Raw genomic sequence first — 21144 nt, 5'->3', positions numbered from 1 at the left:
ATAATAAATCGTCCATAAATGTTAACAGAAAGCACAATCGCAATACTTATGCACCAGAATGTGGCAACGCTGCCAGACAACAGACTGTTGATGGCAAGGACATTAGTCTATGCTCTAGGTCTGTAGGCTCGATTGCGGGCGCTTGATATATCCGACATGTACTACTGCGAGGAGAATTCTTATGGAATATCGTCTATTGGGCCGTTCCGGCTTGAAAGTATCGGTATTGAGTCTCGGCACAATGACCTTCGGCGGCAAAGGGAAATTTGCCAAAGTGGGCGATACCGGCGTGGCGGAAGCGCGCCGCCAGTTGGCCCTTTGTATCGACGCCGGCATCAACCTGTTTGATACCGCCGATGTGTATTCCCAGGGGGTTTCGGAAGAAATTTTGGGCGAAGTGCTGAAGGAAAAGCGCGACAGCGTCCTGATTGCTTCCAAAGCCCGTTTCCCCATGGGCAATGGACCCAACGATCGCGGGTCATCGCGTCACCACCTGATCCGCGCCTGTGAAGCCAGTTTAAAACGGTTAAATACTGACCATATCGATTTATATCAGCTGCATGAATGGGACGGCCAGACCCCGCTGGAAGAAACCTTATATGCCCTGGAACACCTGGTGAGCAGCGGTAAGGTGCGCTACGTGGGGATTTCCAATTTCTCGGGATGGCATATCATGAAAACACTGGGCGTTTGCGAACGACTCAACCTTATCCGCCCGGTAAGCCAGCAAATCCATTACTCCCTGCAAAGTCGCGAGGCTGAGTATGAATTGTTGCCGATCACCCAGGATCAAGGATTAGGCGTGTTGGTCTGGAGTCCGCTGGCCGGGGGACTGCTATCCGGAAAATATCGCCGGGACCGCCAGCCCGAAGGCAGCACCCGCCATCTTGAAGAGTGGAATGAACCGCCTATCTATAATCAAGATGCCTTATATAACATCATCGACGTCCTGGTTGAAATCGCCGAAGAGAGGAACGTCTCCGCCGCCCAGGTGGCCCTGGCCTGGCTTATCAGCCGCCCCGCCGTCACCTCCGTTATTATCGGCGCGCGTACCGAGGAACAGTTAAAGGATAACCTGCGCGCGGCGGATCTGGTCCTGAACGCCAATGAGATTTCCCGCCTGTCCGACGTCAGCCGCCCGCCGCTGATTTATCCCTACTGGCACCAGGCGCAGACCGCCTCCGACCGGCTGTCTCCGGCCGACCTTTCGCTTATTGCGCCTTACCTGCGCAAACCCTGAGGCGCAGGCTCAGGCTAATTGATAATGCTGTCATTATTCAGAAATAAAAGGACCCGCTGCATGATTATCTTTATTACCGGCGCCACCGCCGGATTCGGCGAAACCATCGCCCGTAAATTCCTCAAGCAGGGACATAAGGTGATTGCCACCGGTCGCCGCCAGGAACGACTTGATCAATTGCAAGCCGAACTGGGCGATAACCTTTATCCCCTGCGCCTGGACGTGCGCGATCGTGAAGGCATTACCCGCGCCGTTGCCTCCCTGCCCCCGGCCTGGCGCGAAGTGGATGTGCTGGTCAACAACGCCGGCCTGGCATTGGGCATGGAGCCGGCGCATAAGGCCAATCTTGATGATTGGGAAACCATGATCGATACCAACAATAAGGGATTGGTCTATATGACCCGCGCCCTGTTGCCCGGCATGGTGGAACGGCGGCGCGGCCATGTGGTTAATCTCGGCTCGACCGCCGGCCGCTGGCCTTATGCGGGCGGCAACGTCTACGGCGCCACCAAGGCTTTTACCCGACAGTTCAGCCTTAACCTGCGTACCGATCTGGTGGGTACCAAGGTGCGCGTGACGGATATCGAGCCGGGCCTGGTGGGGGGCACCGAATTTTCGGCGGTGCGTTTTAAGGGCGACGACAGTAAGGTGGAAAATACCTATAAAAACGCCGATCCGCTGATGCCCGAAGATATAGCCGAAGCGATCTATTGGGTCACCACCCTGCCGGCCCATGTGAATATCAATGTGCTGGAAATGATGCCGGTAAACCAGTCGTTCGGCGGGCTTAGCGTCCATCGCGACGAGTAATCTCCCCCTGCCCGCGGGTGGTCAGCCTCTGCCCGCGGCGCAATTCCCCGGTAAAATCCTATTATTCCGCTAACCCTTTCTACGCCAAGCCAGGATATTTTTTTTGAAACGGAATAACAGAATTTGGCATTTGTATTTAACATAACAGTTCCTGGATTTTTTGTTAAAAATTTATATTCTTTTTATTTTTTTTATGATAAACCTCTAGCGAAACATACTAAATCTATTTTCTAGAGAAATCCACCATGAAATTTCATAATAACTATTTTTATTCTCTAAACGCTATAATTAAAGTTATGAGCTTAATAAAAAATAACATCTATTATTTATTGTTTTTTTTATTAGCGTTTCCATTTTTTTCATCGGCAATAACCTTATCGCCAAACCAAGTACCCAATGGACAACTGCCTTCGGGATTCAGGAATATAAATTTCCATACCGCAAATGGAAATTGGGCGGCAGAAATACATTTGCCACAACAGCCTTTAAACGATGATCGCGTATCAATTCTATCCCGCGCAACGCTGCAATCACGTATTATGCCGCAGAGACAGCTTTTCGCCAGCACAACGACATTACTGACAAATGATAATTATATTTTCATATTCCGGACCGATCTTAACCGCTGGGTTATCACCAGTTCCCCGCCGAGGGATATATCGGTACAAACGATAATCAATAATGGTCACACCATACCCCGACCTACTTCCCCTCTAACGAGGGTTAATTTCAATACTAATACAGTTTTGCCTTTGATTAGGTTGCCGCTAAGCGCCAACAATCGTGATTTGATCAGAGTTCATAATGGTTCCACCCCCAGGCTGGGCATCGACAATGTCAACTTGAATTTCAATGCCCCGGTGTATGCATCGACCGGGCAGCAATATGCTTTCCGTTATATAGCTGAAAACCCGTCCGGACGTCGCTGGCAAATTGTTACCGATCCCCTGCCGACGTTGCAGGCCTCAAGCCTGACGAACGGCGTGATACCAGCGTTACAGTCGCCTCGTGCAAGGATCCAGGTCAGCAATGACAATTATCAACAAAGGCTAACTTTACCCAACAATCAGGCACCGGGGTATCGTTTGATCGTTGAAACCCGCGCAGCGTTATCTTTCAATGTTATCGCTGGCAATCGGTCTTTTCCCATATACGATGGCGAGACGGTTTCTTTTGTTACTGACAATAATCGGCAATGGCAGCGAGAAACAGTAACCATTGACATGTTGATTATTTATAGCCAAACCGCGGTAGCGCGTATCGGTGCCGCCGCAGTGCGGACCCGGAATATTGAATCATTTAACCTTATCAATGAGGCATTGGAAAACTCTGGCGCTAACTTTCGAGTGCGCCTGGTCGGCATGCGGCAATTCAATGAACCAGCCAACTGGAATAATGCCGACGCCATATTAAGTTCTTTGAATGTCAACACGCAAATACAATCCTGGCGCCGGGAGTTAAGGGCGGATGCGGTATATTATACTAGCATATGGGGGCCGCAATGCGGCTTAGCCTTTTTAAATGGCCAAGCGCACAGGGACGCGATGTTTGGCTATGAGAATTTACTGTCATCTTGCAATCGCCTTACTATTATGAGACATGAGTTCGGGCACAATATGGGAGTATTTCATGGAGGAGTAACTAATGCTACCCCACCTTTCGCCGTGGGAAATTCTTTGGCAAGAACCATAATGGGTGGAAATGCCATCCCATTTTTTTCGACACCGCTACGATTTACCGATGATTTAGGACTGCCATTGGGAACGCCAAATCTGATAGATGCGGTCAGGACTATGAATAATTTATCTCAGCGTGTATCTAATTTTTATTGAATAAGGTTATATTATGAAAATTATATTATCATTCCTGGGCGCGTTATTTTTTTCGATTATATTAAGCATCGACATTTTACCTTCTGCTTCCGCCCTGGATAAAGCCGGGACGACAGTAGCGGCAAAAATAGCGCCTGGAGTTGCAGTGGACTCCGGCGTTACAACGCTTAACACTCCGCCTTCACTTTTAGTCAGGGAGTTTGCCGGCGACAGGCGGCGGCTCCAATCCCTCGATCTGGCGATGGATCCAGCGATGCTGGCTAAAGGGCGTTATGTTTATTTTGATCTTCCGGCAGCCCGCAGTTTAAAAGTGGGTGATACTTTCAACATTGTGTTGGCCACGCACGGCCATCCATACCTGGCTACAGTTCGCAATGCAGCGCGGCAGGAAGGTATTGTCATACTAAGCGGCGAGCTCGCGGGTAATGAACAAGAGTTGCCTGGTGAGTTTAGCTTAAGCGTAGACCCGGACGGCGGCTATGCTGCCGGGAATTTTTCCACGCCTGCGACCAACTTTTCACTTCAGGCCCGTCATGATATTGCCTGGATTATCGACAATAATGCGATTGATCATCGTGAGGGCATCTGTTTTACGCGGTCGAAAAGCGAGTTGTACTGCGAATGATCACGGATTTCTGGACCATCCGGACAGCATAATCATCACTCCGGCGCAGATCACCGCTGCGCCCAGCCAGTCCTGCGGCGATAATTTTACGCCGTCGATGAACCGAAGCCATAGCAGCGCGGTCAATATATATATCCCGCCGTAGGAGGCATACACGCGCCCGCTGGCGGCGGGATGCAGCATTAACAGCGCGACAAAAGCGATAAGGCTTGCCGCCGCCGGTATCAGCAGCACTATGCCGCCCTGTTGTTTAACCCACAGATAAGGCAGGTAGCACCCCAGAATTTCCGCCACGGCGGTGGCCATAAACAGCAACATTGTCTTGAACATACCGGAGGCTGTTCCTTCATTTTCGTTAACGATGACGAATGGTTTTTAACCATAAGGCAATGTTATTATGCCTGCGCGCGCAATGTTGATTTTACCTGCGTTATTATCCACGTAAAGATTAAAAGGAAGACGTTATGAAAACCACCTCTTATTCACGACTGCTCGGCGGGATGCTCGCGGTCGCTTTGATGGCCTTCTCCGCCGCCGGTGCCGCCGCCACCAACACGCAACGTCTGATCATCGATTCCGGTGATAACGCCCAATCCCGCGAAGAGGCGCGCCAAAGCCAGGAGCAGTGGAACGCCACCCATAATCTGCGCAACAAGCAGATTACGCGCGATGAAAAGGACTTTGATAAATATGACAAAACCATTGATTTAAAGGAAAAATGCAATAGCAGTGAGAACGTAAACGCCTACTGGGAGGACACTACGGCCCGCTGTCTTGATCGCCGTACCGGCCGTACGTTAATGGCTCCCTGATAGGCGGTTATTATCCGTTTCCGGCAGCGCTGCTATCATTGTAACGGGTACTTCATTCTCTGATAAGGACGGTAATATGAGCAATCAAGGCAAGATGAAGGGGCTAAGCCAGCAACTGAGCGGAAAAACAGGGAAACGCTTTTTTATCCTGGGCGCGGCGGTTGCCATGATGCTGCCGCTGGCGGCGCAGGCGTCGTGTGAAAGTGTCAAAGCGGATATCACCCAAAAAATCATCGCCAACGGGGTGCCGGAATCCGGCTTCCGCCTGGATATCGTGCCGAACGATAGCGCCGACCAGGCGGGCGGCCAGGTGGTCGGCCACTGTGAAAACGATACGCAGAAAATTGTCTATATCCGATCGGCCGAAGGCGCCGACAGCGCCGCGGCCGCAAGCGACGCGCCAAGCCCGTAAAACAACCGGGGCGGGAGATTTACCCTTCCGCCCGGGAATCACATCTGCTGCGCGGTAATAACCTCCGGTAGCGTTATATTGCTCAAATCTATATATCCCGAAAGATCGCGCTGCTCCGGCCTGGGTAAATAAGGCAATTCACCCAGCTGCGGTGCCGGGATTTTATTACGCAAGATATCCATTATTTCTGCATAATGCGCCAGCCCGGGATTAATGCGATTAGCTACCCACCCTAATAAGGGCAAGCCATCGTTAATAATGGCTTGCGCGGTTAATAACGCATGGTTAATACAGCCAAGCTTGATGCCGATAACCAGGACTACCGGCAATTGTTCCTGCACCACCCAATCGGAATACGGCCGATAGTCGCTCATGATGGTACGCCAGCCGCCGCTGCCCTCCACCACCACCATGTCGGCCAGGCCGGACAGATGCTTCAGTCCCCGGGACATCAAGCCGTAATCGATGTCATCGCCGGAATAGGCGCTGATTTCCTCCTCGCGCAGGGTGATGGGATTGATCTGCTCATAAGGAAGCTGCAGCGTGGAGGAAGCGCATAACACCAGGGCATCTTTATTGCGCAGCCCTTCCGCCGTTTCCTGGCTGCCCCGGGCGATAGGCTTGTACCCGGTAACGCTGAGCCGGCGCGCCGCCAGATATTGCAAAATGGCGCGCGAGACAATGGTCTTGCCGACAGCGGTATCCGTACCGGCTACAAAAATACGTTTTAACATGACGACTCCAGCCTGGCGTTAATCCATTGGACATGTTTGGATAAGGTGGTTGATTAACGTAAAATGTAACCGATATAGCCTTGCCACGGCTTGCGTTAGCTCAATATTTATAGCCTTACCCCTGGACCAGCTTCAATAACAATGAGCCGTCGTACAGCGCATCCTTAACCAGCGCGGCGCCCGGCATGGTACCCTGGTTTTTAAATCGCGTCGCCTGAACGGTGATGTCCTTACTGTAATCAGGCAGCGACTGTTGACGTATATTGGAGAGAATTACCGGGAATAAAATATCCGATGCCTCATTTAATGGCGAGCCGACCAGGATTTTTTCCGGATTGAATAAATTGACCATGATGGCCAGTATGCGTCCCACGCTGTTACCAATGCCGACGATGATGTCCCGCGCCAGGGTATCGCCCGCCATGGCCGCCTGGCACAGCGATTCAACGCTTATCGCGGCGTCATTCATGGTGGAATGGCTGTTCAGCGCCAGGCGTTGGCGCGTCAGTTCCAGTATGCTTTCAATCCCCGCCACCGTTTCCAGGCAGCCGCGGTTACCGCAATAGCAACGTTTGCCATACGGCTCCACCTGGGTATGCCCAATCTCCACCAGGCTGCGGCTGCCGCCGTGCAATAGCGTGCCGCCGGTGATCACGCCGGCGCCCACGTTATGATCGATAACGATCTGGATAACGTCATTGCATCCGCGCGCCGCGCCGTAAAGCGCTTCCGCCATGGTCCAGGCGCAGATATCGTGCTGCAGGTAGGCCGGCACGCCGATATGTTCGCTCAGCGCCGGTCCCAGCGCCATGTTGTTGACGTCATACCACGGCATACGGTGCACCATACCCGCCGCGGCGTCGATAATGCCCGGCAGCGTCACCGCCACCGCGGTAAGACGTTCCAACTGATGCTGATGACGGATAAAAAACTGATCGATGGTTTGGATCAGGCGAACCAACAGCGGTTCCGGCGCCGTGGCCGGCAGCGGCACGGTATCTTCGACAATCAGCTTGCTGCTGAGCTCGCGCAGCGCCAGGGTCATGGTGCCGTGCCCGATGCGTACCGAAAGAAAATGCCAGGCCTGGGTATCAACCACCAGTCCGATGGCCGGCCGGCCGCGCAGGCCATTTTCCTGATACTCGGTTTCGGTGACCAAATGAGCCTCGACCAGTTCGCGCACGATTTTAGTGATGCTGGCGGGCGCGAGTCTGGCGAGTTTTGACAAGGCGATACGCGAAATAGGGCCGAATGAATCAATCAGGCGATACACGACTCCCGCGTTAGTCTGCTTGATTTGATCGATATGTCCTGGTTGACCATGGCCAATCACTCACCTTGCTCCTGATATTTTCACGCTATAAAATAATATATTGGGGCTATGGTGGGACTTTTAAAATTAGCCGTCAAATATTTGATTAGTTATGTGATTTACCGCACACAACAACCATACTAGCATTATTGCTTTAACATTAAATTGATCAGCATCCGGGCGGCGGCAGAAAGCTCCTTTTGTCGATGGGTCACCAGCCATACCTCGGTTTTTGCCTGTGGTTCCGCCAGTGACAGATAGCGCACGCTATCGACTTTGATACGCGCAAAGGACGCCGGCAGGATAGAGACGCCCAGCCCCGCGGAAACCAGGCCGATAATCGTCATTGCCTCGCCGACTTCCTGGGTAATATAAGGCGTAATGCCGAACTCTTTTAATAACAGCAACGTTTCGTCATACAGCGCCGTACCCACCTTGCGATCAAAGAAAACAAAGGGTTCCCTGGCCAGTTGCAGCACGCTGATCCGGCCGCCGGCGGCGCCTGCTAATGGATGATCCTGATGCACTACCGCCACCAGGGATTCCCGCAGCAGCAATTGATAACCCAATGCCTCCGGCAATGGCGTATTGCGCATGACCCCCATATCGAACTTACCGTTCATCAGGGGCTCGATCTGTTGCTTCGTATTGGTTTCGACCATCTGGATATGCACGGCGGGATGCTGTTGGCGAAAAGCCAGCAGACTTGCCGAGATACGTTGATTAAACGGCGTTGACGACGTGAAGCCGATAGTGATTTCGCCGGATTCGCCGCGATGGATCCTGGCGGCCCGCTCCGCCGCCTGGTTAACCTGTTCAATAATCGACCAGGCCTGTTCCAGAAATTGTTTTCCCGCGGGCGTCAGCCTGACGTTGCGGTTATTGCGTTCCAGCAATCTGGCGCCGATCTGTTGCTCAAGGATTTGGATTTGCTGGCTAAGCGGAGGCTGAGAAATATGAAGTTTCTCCGCCGCTCTGCCAAAATGGAGCGTTTCCGCCACGGCGATAAAATAACGCAAATGACGCAATTCGATATTCATACTTTAAACATATTAAATGAGAGTATTAATATATTAGACAACAAATTGCTTTGTTCCTATCATTTTCAAATTATTACCGCAGACAGATCCCCGTCTGTGGATTTTTTCGCTTTCCCGAGGATTTATTGTGAACACCCTATCGCGTACCGGCGCGCCCGCCCGTGAGACGCCCGCAGTTAAAGCACCCGACTACTTCGTCCCCGTCAAGCAACCTTTTATCAAACGTGGCACCCCGCAGTTTATCCGCGTCACCCTGGCCTTGTTTTCCGCCGGATTGGCGACCTTTGCCCTGCTCTACTGCGTCCAGCCGATACTGCCGGTATTATCGCATGATTTCGGCGTATCGCCGGCGACCAGCAGCCTATCCCTTTCGGCCGCCACCGGCCTGATGGCCGTAGGACTGCTGTTTACCGGTCCGCTGTCCGATGCCGTGGGGCGCAAGGCGGTGATGGTGGTGTCATTGCTGCTGGCGGCGTCATTTACCCTCGTCAGCGCATTTATGACCGACTGGCAGGGTATTTTGATCGTCCGCGCGCTGGTCGGCCTGTCGTTAAGCGGAGTAGCCGCCGTGGCGATGACCTATCTCAGCGAGGAAATCCACCCGAGCGTGGTGGCGTTTTCCATGGGGCTTTATATCAGCGGCAATTCGATTGGCGGTATGAGCGGCAGGCTGATAAGCGGGGTGCTGACGGATTTTTTTAACTGGCGTATCGCCGTCGGCGCCATCGGCGTGGTGGCGTTAGGCGCGGCGCTGATGTTCTGGCGCATCTTGCCCGCGTCGCGCCACTTCCGCGCCGGGTCGCTCAAACCGCGGACGCTGGCGATCAATTTCCGCCTGCATTTCCGCGATGCCGGTCTGCCGTTGCTGTTTATCGAAGGTTTTTTACTGATGGGGTCGTTTATTACCCTGTTTAACTATATTGGTTATCGTCTGCTCGCCGGACCCTGGTACTTAAGCCAGGCCACGGTCGGCTTGCTGTCTGTCGTGTACCTGACAGGCACCTTTAGCTCGCCCAAGGCCGGCAGCCTGGCCGGGCGCTATGGCCGCGGACCGGTGCTGATGGTCTCGATGACGATTATGCTGGCCGGGCTTTTGCTGACCTGGTTCTCGTCACTGATAGCCATCCTGGGCGGTATGATGCTGTTTACCGCCGGTTTTTTCGCCTCGCACTCCACCGCCAGCGCCTGGATTGGCCGCCGCGCCCGGCGCGCCAAAGGCCAGGCGTCTTCGCTTTATCTGTTCTGCTATTATGTCGGGTCAAGCGTTGCCGGCACCGTCGGCGGCTTTTTCTGGCATGGATTCGCCTGGAGCGGCGTAGTGGTATTTATCGCCGTTATGCTGCTGCTGGGAATATATGTGGCCCAGCGCTTGCGCATGTTGCCTGAACTGCGCGCCCTCTCATAGCCGATGAGCCAAAACAGCGCCTGCGATAATAATACCCAGGGCGCGACGTTTCTGCTGTTAAGCGAAAACAACGGCATTGGTGAAGTGGCGACTAGGAGGTATACTTTAATGTATGTTGTAACTAAATGGTCACCTTAATATGCCCGCGCTAGACTTGATCGACCGACTTAATCAACATTTTAACCAGCTACAGGCCCACTTAACCGAGTGGCAGGGGATGATGGGCGGATTTCGCTTGCTTGCCGGGCGGGTCTTTGAGTTGCCAGAGGTTCCAAAAGGCAAAGAGCATGAGGATACGGCGCAGATAAAGGTTACCCAGCACGTGGGCGCCCAGGCTGGCACCCTGGGGCTGGCGCACTTCCAGCGCATGTTTATCTATCATCAAAAACAGGACACCAGCGCCAAGTCGGCCATTCGCCTGCCGGGCGTGCTCTGCTTTTCCGTCGACGACGCGCAGTATCATGCGGCGCAGGCGCTCACCGCCGCGATAAACCAGCTAAAAGCCGAACTGGCGCATCTGATCACGGTAGAGTCGCAACTGCCGCCCGAACTGCGCTTTGAATTTGTCCATACCCACCTGCGTGGTTTAAAAACCCTCAGCGCCTACCGCGCGCTGCAAACAGTGACCGACCCGGCAAGCGTTCGCTTCGGCTGGGCCAATAAACAGATTATCAAGAACCTGACGCGCCAGGAGGTGCTGGCCATGCTGCAAAAAAGCCTGGAAGCCGGGCGGGCGGTACCGCCTTATGATAAAACGCAATGGGCCGAACGCATCCGGCAGGAAATCGACGCGGTCAGTAAATTGCCTCCCGACATTGCGCTCAAGATAAAAAGACCGGTCAAGGTTCAGCCTATTGCCAGGGTTTGGTATCAGGACAGCCAGCGGCAGGTGCAGTACGCCTGCCCTTCCCCGCTGATAGTGTTATGCCGGCAGTCGTCAGGCGCGCCGGTGCCGAAGCTGGGTGGCTTGCTGGATTACAACCGCGAGGGGGTACGCCATAAGCACAAGCCGCCGGGGCTGCCCGCGCGTCTGCTCATTAAACGATTGCACCTGTACGTGGCGTCCTGATGCCCATCGGGCAATAGGCAACGACATGAAGGGAAACAGGGCGCGCTGACGGCGTCGAGTCGATAAGCAAAGCGCCGCCCAAAAGCGGCGCTCGACAGGACGCGGGCGCAGTAATTATCGCCGCGCCGCGTTACGCGGTGGAGAAACCGCAGCGGCCCAGGCCCATCAGCTTTTCAGCGACCCCACCATATCTTCCGGTCGCACCCATTGATCAAACTCATCGGCGCTCAAATAGCCCAGCTTAAGCGCCGACGCTTTCAGCGTCAGTCCTTCTTTATGGGCTTTTTTAGCAATTTCCGCCGCTTTGTCATAACCGATATGGGTATTCAGCGCGGTCACCAGCATCAGCGATTCGTTTAGCAACTGGTCAATACGCTCCCGGTTGGGCTCGATGCCCACGGCGCAATGATGGTTGAAACTGTCCATGCCGTCGGCCAGCAGGCGTACCGATTGCAGAAAATTATGGATAATCATCGGCCGGTAAACATTCAGCTCAAAATTGCCGGACGCGCCGCCGATATTGATTGCCGCGTCATTGCCCAATACCTGGCAACACAGCATGGTCATGGCTTCGCATTGGGTCGGGTTGACCTTGCCCGGCATAATGGAACTGCCCGGCTCGTTTTCGGGGATGCTGATTTCGCCGATGCCGCAGCGCGGGCCGGACGCCAGCCAGCGGACATCGTTGGCGATTTTCATCAGCGACGCGGCCAGCCCTTTCAGCGCGCCGTGGCCATGGACCAGCGCGTCGCAGGTGGCCAGCGCTTCGAATTTATTCGGCGCGGTCACAAAAGGCTGTTGGGTCAACTCCGCCAGCGCCTTGGCGACACGCACCGCATATTCGGGATGGGTGTTCAGCCCGGTGCCCACCGCGGTGCCGCCCAGCGCCAGTTCGGCCAGATGGGGCACGCTGTGTTCGATATGGGTGAGATTATGATCGAGCATGGCGACCCAGCCGGAAATTTCCTGTCCCAGCGTCAGGGGGGTGGCATCCTGCAAATGGGTACGGCCGATTTTCACGATAGTGGCGAAGGCGGCTGATTTTTGCGCGAGCGTCGCGCGCAACGTCTTCAGCTGCGGGATTAAATGTTCGCGCAGCGCCACAACGGCGGCCACGTGCATGGCGGTGGGAAACACGTCATTGGAGCTTTGGCTCTTATTGACATCGTCATTGGGATGCACCAGGCGGCCTTCGCCGCGCTCTCCGCCCAGCAGCTCGCTGGCGCGGTTCGCCAGCACCTCGTTCATATTCATATTGCTTTGCGTGCCGGAACCGGTTTGCCAGATGGCCAGGGGAAACTCCAGCGGGTGGCTGCCGGCCAAGACCTCATCCGCCGCGCGGATAATGGCGTCGGCGCGCTCAGCGGGCAGTAAACCTAAATCTTTATTCACCGCTGCGGCGGCGCGCTTGGTTTGCGCCAGCGCAGCGATAAGCGCGGGCGGCATTTTTTCACTGGAAATGCGGAAATGTTCAAGGGAACGCTGCGTTTGCGCCCCCCATAAGCGCTCCGACGGCACCTCGATCGGGCCCATGGAATCTTTTTCTATGCGGGTTGCTGCCATTTTTCCTCCTGGTATTCTTCCTAAAGATCAATATCCTGCCCGTGCGCGATGCCACGAGGACGGGACATCGATAGTCTGTCTTTGCTAGACTGACATTGATAGTATAGCGCCGAAGAAAAGCTTACCATTATGCGACCGCCTCGCGTTATCACATTTAGGCTTCACCAAGGGCAGTAAATCCATGAAAAAAATGATCAACTCGGTACAGCATTATGCCTGGGGCAGTAAAGACGCCCTCACCCGCCTGTATGGCATCGCCAACCCGGGCCAGCAGCCGATGGCCGAGCTGTGGATGGGCGCGCACCCCAAAAGCAGTTCGCGTATCAGCGACGATCGGGGCAACGAGATTTCCTTACGGGACTACATAGCGCAACAGCCCGAGGCGACGCTCGGCGCGGCGGTTGCCCGGCGTTTTGGCGAGCTGCCGTTCCTGTTCAAGGTCCTGTGCGCGCGGGAACCGTTGTCCATTCAGGTTCATCCCAGCAAATCCGCGGCTGAACGCGGTTTTGCCCTGGAGAACGATCGTGGCGTCCCTCTTGACGCCGGCAATCGTAATTACAAGGATCCCAACCATAAACCGGAACTGGTCTTTGCACTGACGCCGTTCCAGGCGATGAACGGATTTCGCGAGATGACCGCCATCGTCTCCCTGCTGCAGCCGGTGGCGGGCGCTCATCCCGCCATTGCGCATTTTTTGCAACATCCCGATGAAACACATCTGGCGCAGCTGTTCGGCGATTTGCTCAGCATGGCCGGCGAGGAAAAATCCCTGGCCCTCGATGTGTTGAAAAGCACCCTTGGCCATCAGCACGGCGAACCCTGGGCGACCATCGGCAACATAGCGGCAGAGTATCCTGAGGACTGCGGCTTATTTTCGCCGCTGCTGTTAAATGTCATCACCCTGCAACCGGGCCAGGCTATGTTTCTTTATGCCGAAACGCCCCACGCCTATCTGCGCGGCGAAGCGCTGGAGGTGATGGCCAATTCCGACAATGTTCTGCGTGCCGGCCTTACCCCTAAGTATATCGACGTGCCTGAACTGCTGGCCAACGTACAGTTTATCGCCAAGCCCGAGAACCAACTGCTGGCCCGGCCGGTGGCGGAAAACGGCGCCCTGCGTTTCCCAATCCCGGTGGAAGATTTCGCCTTTGCGCTGCACAACCTGTCTTCCAAGGCCCAGGCACTGGCCCAGGACAGCGCCGCCATCGTCTTCTGCGTCGACGGGCAGGCGGTGCTGGAAAAAGACGGCCGGCAACTGACGCTGAAACCGGGTGAATCCGCGTTTCTGGCAGCCGGCGATTCACCGGTCAATGCCAGCGGCAATGGCCGTCTTGCCCGGGTTTACAACGAACTGTGACAACACAGCCCACGCATTGGCCGGCAGTTGCTATTATTAGAACCATATACACGTGGCGGCAACAGAGTATTTTGCCTGCGCCCCGGGGCGGTCAGTCAATCTGGAACAGGAAATTATAATAAGGATGAACCAAGCATGAAAAAAACACTTATAGCGGTTGGCGTGATTATTGTCCTCGGCGCGGCCTGGACCGCAAGCGCATGGTATACCGGCAAACAGTTCGAGCAGCGCCTGCCTACGGTGGTCGCCGACGCCAATGCCCGTATCAAGGCGGCGTTCCCCGAAGCCGGCGTCAACCTGGTTATCGAAGACTACCAGCGCCGTCTGTTCTCCAGCCACGTTAACCTGGTGCTGGTATCCGACGGCACCACCGGCGAAAACAAACCCCTGAAACCCGGCGATCGCCTGGTGGTCAACGAAGCCATCGACCATGGCCCGTTCCCGTTCGCCGAGTTAAAAAAAGGCGTGCTGATCCCCAGTATGGCCTCGGTACGCAGCCAATTGGCCGCGACGCCGCTGGTTAAACCGCTGCTTGACGCCAGCAAGGGACAGTCGCCGGTCACCGCCCTGACCCGGGTGGCGTATAACGGCGATACGGTATCGGTTATCGATGTGATGGCCCTGGATTTTAACAGCCCCGCCACCGTATTCCGCACCAGCGGCGGGACGTTTAACGCCGCGATAGACCATGACATGGACAAGATGTCGGTCGACGGCAGTATCGCCAGCCTGTTGATCGGCGGCCTGAACCAGTGGCAACAGCATGAGCAGGTTACCGTGCAGGAGTTCAGCCTCGACAGCAGCACCCATAAAGGCAAGCTGGATTACAGCGTCGGCGACAATACCATGAAGGCCAAGACGCTGGTGTACAATGTCGACGGCAAGGACATGCTCAGCGTCGATAACCTGTCGCAGGTGACCAGCGTTAACGAGGAGGCGGATAAGCTCAATGCGCAGGTGGCCTATAACCTGGATGCGCTGCATGTGCAGGGGCAGAATTTCGGCGCCGGCAAGCTGGTTATCAAGCTGTCGAATCTTGATCCGAAAGCGATCGCCGATTTCAGCGAAAAATATCATGCCCAGGCGCAGCAGATCATGCAACAGACCGGCCAGGCCGATCCGGCGACTCAGCAGCAGTTGATAAGCCAGGCGCTGTTCCAGAACCTGCCGCTGGCGCTGAAAGGCAGCCCGTACCTGACCATTGCGCCGTTCAGCTGGAAAAACAGCAAAGGAGAAAGCGCGTTTAACCTGACGCTCAATCTTAACGACCCGTCCCAAGCTCCCACCACGCCGGCGACGCCGGATCAGCTGTGGGCGCGGTTTGTCAACAAGCTGGATGCCAAGCTGACCGTGCCGCTGGACATGGCCACCGAAACCACCACCCAGTTCGCCAGACTCCAGGGCTATAACGACGAGGATGCCCAAAAACTGGCTAAACAGCAGGTACAAGGACTGGCGGCCATGGGCCAGATGTTTAAACTGACCACCGTCAGCGATAATACCCTGACCAGCAGCTTTCAATATGCCGATAACCAGGTCAACCTGAACGGACAGAAGATGTCGCTGCAAAGCTTTATGGGCCTGTTCGGCCTGTTCGGTTTGCCGGAAGGCGAGACACCACCGGCCCAGCCGCAGGCGATACCGCAACCTTAAACCTTTCAGCCTGATGACCGCCCCGGCGCCGGGGCGGTCTGTTTAATCCAGACGTTACCCTCCCTATCCGCCGCGCCGCGGGCGCGATCCTATTCCTTTGCGCGCACTGCATTCCTTACTGCCTCCGTTCGTTCCTGAGGCGTAATCCCACCCAGGCCCGCTAACCAATCTCTGCTAACTCTTCGCAAACACGTTATAATCAGGCTATATTTCACCAGAATAAGACTGTTGCCGATGATTGATAACCACTTTCCCCTGACCGATCTCCACCGCCATCTTGACGGCAATATCCGCGCGCAGACCATTCTAGACCTGGGCCGCCAGTTCGGCGTGGCGCTGCCGGCCGATAACCTAGAGGATTTGCGGGCGCATGTGCAGGTTACCCAAACCGCGCCGGATCTGGTCAGTTTCCTGCAAAAGCTGGACTGGGGGGTGGCGGTGCTGGGTTCTCTGGATGCCTGCCGCCGCGTGGCCTATGAAAACGTCGAGGATGCCGTCAGGGCCGGCCTGGATTATACCGAACTGCGCTTCTCCCCTTATTATATGGCGATGAAACACCAGTTGCCGTTACAGGGGGTGGTGGAAGCGGTTATCGCGGGTGTCAGCGACGGCTGCCGTGATTTTGGCACCGAAGCCAGACTGATTGGCATTATGAGCCGCACCTTTGGCGAAGACGCCTGTCTGCAGGAACTGGAGGCCTTCCTGGCCTGCCGCGACGGTATCACCGCGCTGGATCTGGCCGGCGATGAACTGGGGTTTCCCGGCAGCCTGTTCCTGAGCCATTTCACCCGCGCCCGCGACGCCGGGTTGCACATTACCGTGCACGCCGGAGAGGCCGCGGGTCCCGAGAGCATCTGGCAGGCCATTCATGAACTGGGGGCGGAGCGTATCGGCCACGGTGTAAAGGCCATTGAAGATCCGGCGCTGATGGATTTTCTGGCGCAACATCGCATCGGTATAGAAAGCTGCCTGACGTCCAATGTGCAGACCAGTACCGTGCGCTCGCTTGAAGAGCACCCGTTAAAGCAGTTTCTTGAACATGGCATTCTCGCCACCATCAATTCGGACGATCCGGCGGTACAGGGTATTGATATCGATTATGAGTATCGAGTGGCCGCGCCGCGGGCCGGCCTTAACCCACAGCAGATCCAGACCGCCCGGCGCAACGGTTTGGTTATTGCTTTTTTAAACACAGCCGAAAAACAAGCGATTTTAAACCGCAACGGGTAAACCATAGCTTGACCACCCGACCATAAGCAACTTGCCTGCAGGTGCTTATGGTAATATCTGAATGATTGATATCTATAATTGAATAATCGAGCATTATATCCATGACGGTGACACTTAATTACTTATAAGTTGTTATGTGTTATTTAGCGGTATTAATCAATAACATCTGAAATTCTCACTAAACAATGATATGTTTCACTAATGTTTTTTAGACGCTCGTGATTATGCTTTATTATGGGATTCTCGTCCATAACGTTACCGCCAGCTGCGGTTGCCAGCCGATATTGGAAACATGGCGTGACCTGCAGACATAGTTTAATCCCAAATGGCTGACCCTGTCGCCCACTTCATATTGTACCCCTACCCGCCACAAGGGATATTGTGGCGGCGGCGGGCCGGCGATTTCATCCACCCGCGCCAGCGCGGCGGCGACGTTCGGCCGTACGCCGATATCTTGTCCATTCGCCTCCCGACCGCCGGTCTGGGTAATAATCTCGAATATTTGCCGCGCATTAAACGTAAGGTGGTGCCTGGCGCGCGCATAGCCCAGCACCAACGCCAAAGCGCCCGTCACCAGGGGCGTCGCGCTGGAAGTGCCGTTAAATGCAGAGGTGTAAAGCCGGTTAGGCGGGTCAAAATTCTGCAGATCCCCCCATCCTAGTGTAGTGACATTCCACCCCCAGGAGTTAAGGGTGGAGTAAAGATTATAATTCGAAAAAGAAGTCCTCCGGCCGGTCTCTGGGTAGCTGGCGCCAATCATAAACCCGCCGCTATCGCCAAAATCATTAAACAAAGGATGGTTCCTGACGCTTACCCCTCCGTTACCGGCGGCAAAAGCCACCGTCGCGCCGGCGCGCACGCACCAGTTTATCCGGTCCCACCATTCGATGACTAATACCATAGGGAATGGAATTGAATCACCCACCGAAAGATTGATGCCGATCACATCACCAGGTGATAAATCCCCCATGATCCGGTCCAGGCTGTGAATATCGTTATAATGGAAAAAGAATCGGCAACCGAAGGCAATGCCCGTCACGCCAAAACCGTTATTGGCGGCGACGATACATCCGGCCCCCGCGGTACCATGCTCCCTATTACCCTCCGGACGATTGGAATTTACGGTGATATTACCGATTAAATCTTCATGCTGGGGATTGACGCCAGAACCCATATACCTGACGGTGGCGCCATTGCCGGTGGCTCCCCTGGCCCAGGCATTCCTGACATTCATGCCGTTCCCCGGATTCAGGTAGCCTTGCAGCGGCGTGAAATCGGGCGTCGGACCATTCAAGGGAGTATCAAATGACGGGTCCTTGTCGCCGTACCAAGGTGCCGGCAGATGGGGCGAGGCATGGCGCGCTTCGTCATAAGGGCGCGGACCGTCGTCGTCGGGCCGCGGCGCAAATTTATTTTTACTTGCAAGCGCGCAATATTCCACATAGTCCAGGCATTCAAGCTCCTGCGCCAACGCCAGTAGTTCGTCATTGCAGAGTTCGCTATCAATCCGGTAGAAATTTCGCAATTCATTATAGATTGGCGATAATTTTCTTTTTTTATTTATCATCTCCCGGTCAAAACAGGGCAGGAAATGAATACATTTCCGATATTTATAAAATAATACGGCATTATGTTTTTTTTCCTCGAAAAGCTGTTTTTTTCCTTTATCATAAAACTTAATTTCTATATAGTTATCCACACCCTCGATAATTTTCAGCTTGCCTTTCGGGTTGTTGATTTCCCGTTTTTGCGGCTGAGGTTGCCAGTGGCACTCCGGGACAATAATAGGGTCTGTCCATAATACACCGCACTTATCGTACCCCGATAAGACTTCAGCGGAAATCCTGTATTCCGACGGAAAAGGGATGCTGAAGCCGACCAGTTCATCGCCTTCGGCCTCCTTGTTATCTATCATGCCATCCAGCCCATATAGGGTAAATTTCACTTTACATTCGGGCGCCACACCTTCACAGCGAATATAGAGAGGGCCTTCAGGGGAATAAGCCCTGTAGTATTCGATAGTCAAACCCATGATTGTCACCTACATAAATTTATTGGATCTTAATCGGTTTTGGGCGTAAACACGGCATTTCCTCCCGGCCAGCACCGACATTTGGATATAAACACATTTCATTTGTCATGATTCTGATCTATTTAAGTCCAAGATCAATTTCCTACATTCACTAATATTTTTTAGACGTTCGTGATTGTGTTTTATTATGGGATTCTCGTCCATAACGTTACCGCCAGCTGCGGTTGCCACCCGATATTGGAAACATGGCGTGACCTGCAGACATAGTTTAATCCCAAATGACTGACCCTGTCGCCCACTTCATATTGTACACCTACCCGCCACGGGGGATATTCAGGCTCTGGGGGCGGCGTTCCGCCACCGGCCATTTCATCTACCAACTCCAGGGCGGCGGTGACGTTAGGCCGGACACCAATACCTTGTCCTTCCCCCTCCCGTCCGCCGGTAAGGGTGACGATTCTGAACATTTCAGCGGCGTTTAATGGACGATAAAGCCGGCGTATGGCATAACCTTGAACTACCGTTAAAGCTCCGCACACTAAAGGCGTGGCGCTGGAAGTGGCGCTAAAGGTAGCGGTATAAGTGCGGTTCGGCGGATCGAAATTTTGTAAGTCACCCCATCCGATCGTAACAACACTATCACCCCAGGAATTTAGCATTGAATAAAGATTGAAATTACTGCTATGTCTAATCAGACCAGAGTGTGAGTCAGCACTGCAAATCATAATACCGCCACTGTCGCCAAAATTATTAAATTGAGGAAATTGACGGAGATTGAGCCCGCCGTTACCCGCGGCAAATACCACCACCGCCCCGGCCCGGGTACATAAATCTATCCGATCCCACCAAGATGCCAGATGTACCATGGGCAACAAGAAACCATTGATGTTAAATTGATTATTTATAATGATCAAATCACCCGCCGATAATTCCACTAAAATGCGGTCCAGATTTTCTATACCGGTATCATGAAAAATCAATTTGCAGCCATAGGCTATACCTGTTATGCCAAAACCATTGTTGATACCCCTAACGGCTCCTACTCCCGCAGACCCATGATTCCGGGCACCTGGACGATTGGAATTTACAGTGATATTACCTATTAAATCTTCATGCTCTTGATAAACACCAAACCCCATATATCGTACTGTCGCGCCAACGCCGAATGCCCCCCGGCTCCAGGCATTTCTGACATTCATACCCAACCCAGGATCCAAATACCTTTGCAATGGCGTAAAATCAGGCGTCTGTCCAATAAAGGGCGCTTGCGGTTCATAGCATTGGTGTTCAATATTATCAGGCGGTGGCGGGTATTTGTTTTTACTTAACAAACAGCAATATTCAACATAATCCAGGCTCTCCAACTCCTGGGCTAATGCCAGTAGTTGGTAATTATCGAGATTAATCTTTAGTCGGTAAAAATTACGCAGCTCATTATAAATAGGTAACAAACAACATTTTTTATCGATTTGATTTTTATCAAAACAGGGTATGAAATCCAGATGCCGTCTATATCTATAAAAAAGCGGTATCTTATACGATCTTTCCTCAAATATCTGTATTATTCCGCCATCATAAAATTTAACCTCAATGTAATTATCCTCTCCTGGAAAAATATCAAGATTACCTTTCAGACTTTTAATATCCAGTGTTTTTTCACATTGCCGCTCGCGGAAATCGGGAATATCGATAGGGTTAGTCCACAATAAGCAGCACGCATCGTCTCCCTGGCTAATTTCAGCGGAAATTTTATACCATGAGGGAAACGGCACGGTAAAACGCGCCTGTTCATCTCCGTTGGCCTCTTTTTTACAAATAATATTGTCCTGCTCATACAGGCTAAATACCACCTTAGCCCCCGATTCAGCACCTTTACATCGAATAGAAATAGTTCTTTCAGGAAGATCTTCAGTTGAATAATTGAGCATTATATTCATGACGGTGCCCCTTAATCACTTATAAGTTGTTATGTATTATTTGGAAAGATTAATCAGTAATATCTGAAATTCTCACCAAAT

At 53.5% G+C, this 21144-nt stretch carries 18 protein-coding genes; 11 read left to right on the top strand and 7 right to left on the bottom strand.

Features of this window, described 5'->3' with window-relative positions; all coding sequences use genetic code 11:
• Positions 1 to 181: 181 nt before the first annotated feature.
• The 4 genes from ACL2XQ_RS13615 (at position 182) to ACL2XQ_RS13600 (ending at position 4507) form a co-directional block, all read left to right on the top strand.
• Positions 182 to 1240 carry an aldo/keto reductase gene (locus tag ACL2XQ_RS13615; protein ID WP_410015074.1) on the top strand — a complete coding sequence of 353 codons (1059 nt, stop codon included), beginning with the start codon at positions 182 to 184 and terminating at the stop codon, positions 1238 to 1240.
• Positions 1241 to 1300: 60 nt separating this feature from the next.
• Entirely contained in the window at positions 1301 to 2050 is a 750-nt protein-coding gene (ydfG, locus tag ACL2XQ_RS13610; RefSeq protein ID WP_410015073.1) for a bifunctional NADP-dependent 3-hydroxy acid dehydrogenase/3-hydroxypropionate dehydrogenase YdfG, read from the top strand.
• Positions 2051 to 2295: 245 nt separating this feature from the next.
• The gene (locus ACL2XQ_RS13605; RefSeq protein ID WP_413740488.1) at positions 2296 to 3882 is read left to right on the top strand and encodes a M12 family metallo-peptidase; all 1587 of its coding nucleotides are present in this window, start codon (positions 2296 to 2298) and stop codon (positions 3880 to 3882) included.
• 13 nt (positions 3883 to 3895) lie between these two features.
• Entirely contained in the window at positions 3896 to 4507 is a 612-nt protein-coding gene (locus tag ACL2XQ_RS13600; RefSeq protein WP_413722874.1) for a hypothetical protein, read from the top strand.
• Here the strand turns inward: ACL2XQ_RS13600 and ACL2XQ_RS13595 are convergent, their stop codons facing one another.
• Complete coding sequence (locus ACL2XQ_RS13595; protein ID WP_410015070.1) at positions 4508 to 4837, bottom strand: YnfA family protein; 330 nt, start codon at positions 4835 to 4837, stop codon at positions 4508 to 4510.
• A gap of 134 nt (positions 4838 to 4971) precedes the next feature.
• On the opposite strand from ACL2XQ_RS13595, the gene ACL2XQ_RS13590 reads away from it, so the two are divergent.
• Both ACL2XQ_RS13590 and ACL2XQ_RS13585 read left to right on the top strand, forming a co-directional pair.
• Complete coding sequence (locus ACL2XQ_RS13590; RefSeq protein ID WP_413722875.1) at positions 4972 to 5319, top strand: DUF1283 family protein; 348 nt, start codon at positions 4972 to 4974, stop codon at positions 5317 to 5319.
• A 76-nt stretch (positions 5320 to 5395) separates the two neighbouring features.
• Positions 5396 to 5731, top strand: a complete 336-nt coding sequence (locus ACL2XQ_RS13585; protein WP_410015068.1) for a DUF1161 domain-containing protein — start codon at positions 5396 to 5398, stop codon at positions 5729 to 5731.
• Positions 5732 to 5769: 38 nt separating this feature from the next.
• Here the strand turns inward: ACL2XQ_RS13585 and bioD are convergent, their stop codons facing one another.
• From bioD to ACL2XQ_RS13570, 3 genes are all read right to left on the bottom strand, one after another.
• Positions 5770 to 6465 (bottom strand): dethiobiotin synthase, encoded by a 696-nt coding sequence (bioD, locus tag ACL2XQ_RS13580; RefSeq protein WP_410015067.1) that lies wholly within the window; start codon positions 6463 to 6465, stop codon positions 5770 to 5772.
• 115 nt (positions 6466 to 6580) lie between these two features.
• Positions 6581 to 7798: an ROK family protein gene (locus ACL2XQ_RS13575; protein WP_413740487.1), complete on the bottom strand. Its 1218-nt coding sequence runs from the start codon at positions 7796 to 7798 to the stop codon at positions 6581 to 6583.
• 125 nt (positions 7799 to 7923) lie between these two features.
• Positions 7924 to 8817 carry a LysR family transcriptional regulator gene (locus tag ACL2XQ_RS13570; protein WP_410015065.1) on the bottom strand — a complete coding sequence of 298 codons (894 nt, stop codon included), beginning with the start codon at positions 8815 to 8817 and terminating at the stop codon, positions 7924 to 7926.
• Between the two features lie 127 nt (positions 8818 to 8944).
• On the opposite strand from ACL2XQ_RS13570, the gene ACL2XQ_RS13565 reads away from it, so the two are divergent.
• Both ACL2XQ_RS13565 and tus read left to right on the top strand, forming a co-directional pair.
• Positions 8945 to 10222 (top strand): MFS transporter, encoded by a 1278-nt coding sequence (locus tag ACL2XQ_RS13565; protein ID WP_410015064.1) that lies wholly within the window; start codon positions 8945 to 8947, stop codon positions 10220 to 10222.
• Positions 10223 to 10361: 139 nt separating this feature from the next.
• On the top strand, positions 10362 to 11291 hold the full coding sequence (tus, locus tag ACL2XQ_RS13560; RefSeq protein ID WP_413730421.1) for a DNA replication terminus site-binding protein: 930 nt from the start codon (positions 10362 to 10364) through the stop codon (positions 11289 to 11291).
• Positions 11292 to 11456: 165 nt separating this feature from the next.
• Here tus and fumC read toward each other — a convergent pair whose 3' ends face one another.
• Positions 11457 to 12854, bottom strand: coding sequence for a class II fumarate hydratase (fumC, locus tag ACL2XQ_RS13555; RefSeq protein ID WP_410015062.1), 1398 nt, complete (start codon positions 12852 to 12854; stop codon positions 11457 to 11459).
• 181 nt (positions 12855 to 13035) lie between these two features.
• Between fumC and manA the strand changes: the two genes are divergently transcribed.
• The 3 genes from manA to add all read left to right on the top strand — a co-directional run bounded on the left by manA (position 13036) and on the right by add (position 17094).
• The gene (gene manA, locus ACL2XQ_RS13550) at positions 13036 to 14211 is read left to right on the top strand and encodes a mannose-6-phosphate isomerase (protein ID WP_410015061.1); all 1176 of its coding nucleotides are present in this window, start codon (positions 13036 to 13038) and stop codon (positions 14209 to 14211) included.
• A 135-nt stretch (positions 14212 to 14346) separates the two neighbouring features.
• Positions 14347 to 15864 carry a YdgA family protein gene (locus ACL2XQ_RS13545; protein WP_410015060.1) on the top strand — a complete coding sequence of 506 codons (1518 nt, stop codon included), beginning with the start codon at positions 14347 to 14349 and terminating at the stop codon, positions 15862 to 15864.
• A 234-nt stretch (positions 15865 to 16098) separates the two neighbouring features.
• Positions 16099 to 17094 (top strand): adenosine deaminase, encoded by a 996-nt coding sequence (gene add / locus ACL2XQ_RS13540; protein ID WP_413740486.1) that lies wholly within the window; start codon positions 16099 to 16101, stop codon positions 17092 to 17094.
• A 232-nt stretch (positions 17095 to 17326) separates the two neighbouring features.
• Here add and ACL2XQ_RS13535 read toward each other — a convergent pair whose 3' ends face one another.
• On the bottom strand, positions 17327 to 19009 hold the full coding sequence (locus ACL2XQ_RS13535) for a S8 family serine peptidase (protein WP_410015059.1): 1683 nt from the start codon (positions 19007 to 19009) through the stop codon (positions 17327 to 17329).
• A gap of 302 nt (positions 19010 to 19311) precedes the next feature.
• On the bottom strand, positions 19312 to 21063 hold the full coding sequence (locus ACL2XQ_RS13530; protein WP_413722881.1) for a S8 family serine peptidase: 1752 nt from the start codon (positions 21061 to 21063) through the stop codon (positions 19312 to 19314).
• Between the last annotated feature and the right edge of the window lie 81 nt (positions 21064 to 21144).

It is taken from the genome of Sodalis sp. RH14 (genome assembly GCF_047324285.1).
Classification (GTDB): domain Bacteria; phylum Pseudomonadota; class Gammaproteobacteria; order Enterobacterales; family Enterobacteriaceae; genus Acerihabitans.
Note: the sequence above shows the minus strand (reverse complement) of the source record. Positions and strands in the feature narration are given on the sequence as shown.